At 39.7% G+C, this 3,103-nt stretch carries 3 protein-coding genes; all 3 read left to right on the forward strand.

Annotation, left to right across the window (positions count from 1 at the left end):
• Positions 1 to 1,816, forward strand: a 1,816-nt coding sequence (gene qoxB, locus CGZ90_RS19765; protein WP_106408333.1) for a cytochrome aa3 quinol oxidase subunit I, incomplete at its 5' end; no start/stop codon positions are given.
• A gap of 15 nt (positions 1,817 to 1,831) precedes the next feature.
• Entirely contained in the window at positions 1,832 to 2,449 is a 618-nt protein-coding gene (gene qoxC / locus CGZ90_RS19770) for a cytochrome aa3 quinol oxidase subunit III (protein WP_094254206.1), read from the forward strand.
• Positions 2,442 to 2,771: a cytochrome aa3 quinol oxidase subunit IV gene (gene qoxD / locus CGZ90_RS19775; protein ID WP_094254207.1), complete on the forward strand. Its 330-nt coding sequence runs from the start codon at positions 2,442 to 2,444 to the stop codon at positions 2,769 to 2,771. The genes qoxC and qoxD overlap by 8 nt, the downstream gene beginning before the upstream one ends.
• Positions 2,772 to 3,103: the final 332 nt, after the last annotated feature.

Consider the following 3,103-nt stretch of genomic DNA (forward strand, 5'->3'; position numbering starts at 1 on the left):
AGAATGGCTGACGACAGTTGACCATAAAAAAATCGGGATTATGTATATCATTTCAGCTATCCTGATGCTGTTTAGAGGCGGTGTTGACGCTCTGCTTATGAGGGCACAACTTGCTGTACCTGACAATAAATTATTGGATTCTCAGCATTACAATGAGATATTTACCACTCACGGAACAATCATGATTATATTTATGGCCATGCCATTCTTGATCGGTTTGATTAATGTGGTCGTTCCGCTGCAGATTGGTGCTAGAGATGTGGCTTTCCCATATCTGAACGCAGTAAGTTTCTGGACATTCTTTATGGGCGCAATGTTGTTTAACATCTCATTCGTTATCGGAGGATCGCCTTCCGCTGGCTGGACGAGCTACATGCCACTTGCCGGCAATGAAATGAGTCCCGGGCCTGGACAGAACTACTATCTGATGGGGCTGCAAATTTCCGGTATAGGAACGCTCTTAACAGGAATCAATTTTTTAGTCACAATCTTTAAGATGCGTGCAAAAGGTATGAGATTGTTTCATATGCCGATGTTTACGTGGTCTGCTCTCGTAACTTGTATTATTATTGTATTTGCTTTTCCAATTCTAACTGTGGCACTTGCGTTAATGACGTTTGACCGGCTGTTCGGAAGCCACTTCTTTACGCTTCAAAGTGGTGGTATGGATATGCTTTGGGCTAATCTTTTCTGGCTCTGGGGGCACCCTGAAGTTTATATAGTCATTCTGCCTGCGTTCGGAATGTTTTCCGAGATTATAAGTACGTTTTCGAGAAAAACTCTTTTTGGTTACAAGGCAATGGTTCATTCCATGCTCGTGATAGCCGGTTTGAGCTTTGTCGTATGGGTCCATCACTTTTTCACTATGGGCTCTGGTGCACTCGTGAATTCCTTTTTTTCGATAACGACAATGTTAATCGGGGTACCAACAGGGGTGAAGATATTCAATTGGCTGTTCACAATGTATAAAGGAAGAATTCGTTTTACCGTTCCTATGCTATGGTCACTAGGTTTTATAGTAAACTTTGTAATCGGTGGAGTGACTGGAGTCATGCTCGCAATGGCCGCTGCAGATTACCAATATCATAATACGTACTTTTTGGTGGCTCATTTCCATTATGTTCTTATCGCTGGTACCGTATTTGCATGTTTCGCAGGACTTCATTTCTGGTACCCGAAAATGTTTGGTCATAAGCTCAATGAGCGTATTGGAAAATGGTGTTTCTGGCTCTTTACAATTGGATTTAACATTTGTTTCTTCCCAATGTATTTCTTAGGTTTAGATGGTATGCCAAGAAGGATTTCAACTTATGGAGCAGAGACTGGTTGGTTCAGCATGAATTTGGTCGCAACGGCTGGAGCCTTTTTGATGGGGATTGCCTTTATTCTACTTGTATTTAACGTGTATTACAGTTTCCGTTACGAAAAACGAGAAACAACGGGTGATCCTTGGGATGGCCGAACTTTAGAATGGGCAACTTCCTCTGCTATTCCACCATTCTATAACTTTGCTAAAATTCCTGAAGTGAAGGGCTTAGATTCATTTTGGAAACAAAAGCAAGAAAACAAACAATCTACAATTATTAATAACGAAACGTATATACCTATACACATGCCTAGTAATTCGGGAATTCCGTTCATTATGTCTGTTTGCTTCTTTATCAGCGGCTTTGGATTAGCCTTCGAGTGGTATTGGATGGGTATTGCAGGATTAATCGGTGTATTTATTACGTTGTCTCTTCGCTCATTTATCGATGATAAGGGCTACTATGTAAGTGTTAAAGAAATAAAGAATACAGAACAGAAATCAGTTTAAGAGGAGGCGTGAATATTGGAACAGACTCAACATGATCAAAACACGCCATTAGAGTATCAATCAGAAACTGGAAGGTTAAATATACTTGGATTTTGGATTTTCCTTGGGGCAGAAATCGCACTTTTCTCCACTCTTTTCGCCTCTTATATGGTATTAAGCGGAAGAATCGCCGATGGTCCCTCGCTTGGAGAACTTTTTGAAGTAAAAGGCTTGCTTATCCAAACCTTTTTACTCTTAACAAGCAGTTTCACCTGTGGCTTAGCTATCCATCAAATGCGACGACAAAATGTAAAAGGGTTGTTTATTTGGATGGTCACTACTCTGGTGTTGGGTGTCGGATTTTTAGGTTTTGAGATACACGAATTTGTCCTTTATATTCAAGAAGGTGCCAATATTGGAACAAGTGCCGCATGGTCAGGATTTTTCGTTCTTGTCGGAACGCACGGTGCTCACGTAACATTTGGTATCGTTTGGATCACCTATATCTTGATTCAAGTCGCAAGAAAAGGACTCACACCCACAACAGCGAGCAAAGTTTTCATCTCGAGTCTATATTGGCATTTTCTAGACGTCGTATGGATTTTCATTTTCACATCAGTATATCTAACAGGGATGGTGTTAAATAATGGTTAAACATTACGTTGCTATCCCATGGAAACATGTTGTTGGGTATATTTTATCGATGGTTCTGACACTTATGGCGTTATGGGTGGCACTAGATACTGATTTCTCCCAAAAGACCATATTTACAATCATTTATATTTTCGCCTTTTTACAAGCCGCTCTTCAGCTTTTGATGTTCATGCATATGACAGAAAGTTCAAACGGACGAATTCAAACTGCTAACATTCTTTTTGCGGTGTTTATAGCGATTACGGTAGTCGCGGGGTCAGTATGGGTCATGTCTGCTGGACATGGCGAACATAATACAAAAGCCCAACAAATTCAAATATGATAAAACTGGCGCCAAACCTCTAAGTCACCCTTACCTTGTAAAAGAATTATACTTTTCTAAAGTGTAAAAAAGACATGCCCGAAATTTTGTGGCATGTCTTTTCTTATATCAGTACTTATAGCTCTTTAAACCCCTAAAAAGTGTTCGTAAGGAATGCTATCATCTGCATCCTCCAACCAATGTACAGGAAAACACCTATCTCAAGCATGGCTTAACGCAAAATTTTAATGATAAGATAACTGTGCTTATTATAATGTTGGCAACAAAGAAAGAGATGTTGAAAAATGTAACCTCAAGCATAAAGTACAAATGGACATATAAAATAATCTTAA

This window comes from Fictibacillus aquaticus (assembly GCF_002245695.1).
Lineage (GTDB): Bacteria > Bacillota > Bacilli > Bacillales > Fictibacillaceae > Fictibacillus > Fictibacillus aquaticus.